Origin of the sequence: Pantoea sp. EKM101V, from assembly GCF_011800325.1 — a bacterium.
In the GTDB taxonomy this organism is placed as follows: Bacteria; Pseudomonadota; Gammaproteobacteria; order Enterobacterales; family Enterobacteriaceae; genus Pantoea; species Pantoea anthophila.
On sequence record NZ_JAALFP010000043.1, the window covers coordinates 1 to 411 of the forward strand.

Below are 411 nucleotides of genomic sequence, written 5' to 3' on the forward strand. Positions count from 1 at the left end.
GGGGTGAAGTCGTAACAAGGTAACCGTAGGGGAACCTGCGGTTGGATCACCTCCTTACCTGAAGATACCTTCCCGCGAAGTGCTCACACAGATTGTCTGATAAAAAAGTAATGAGCAAAGCGTCTTGCGAAGACAGACTTAAATGTCCCCTTCGTCTAGAGGCCCAGGACACCGCCCTTTCACGGCGGTAACAGGGGTTCGAATCCCCTAGGGGACGCCATGCTCGGTGACAGGTGAAAGATGTTGCCCACATATCTTAAAGATGACTTACGAGTCATGTTTAAGATATTGCTCTTTAACAATCCGGAACAAGCTGAAAATTGAAACGACATGACGCGTTCATTCTCCGTAATAAGAATGAAATGACGACATGTCCGAGTCTCTCAAATGCTTACAGTCTGCAGCGTTGAA

General features: G+C 47.4%; 1 tRNA gene and 1 rRNA gene. Both read left to right on the forward strand.

From position 1 onward, the window contains the following. A 16S ribosomal RNA gene (locus tag HFD92_RS21550) occupies positions 1-57 on the forward strand; the annotation flags it as partial. Positions 58-144: 87 nt separating this feature from the next. Next, positions 145-220: transfer RNA gene (locus tag HFD92_RS21555), tRNA-Glu, on the forward strand. Positions 221-411 lie beyond the last annotated feature (191 nt).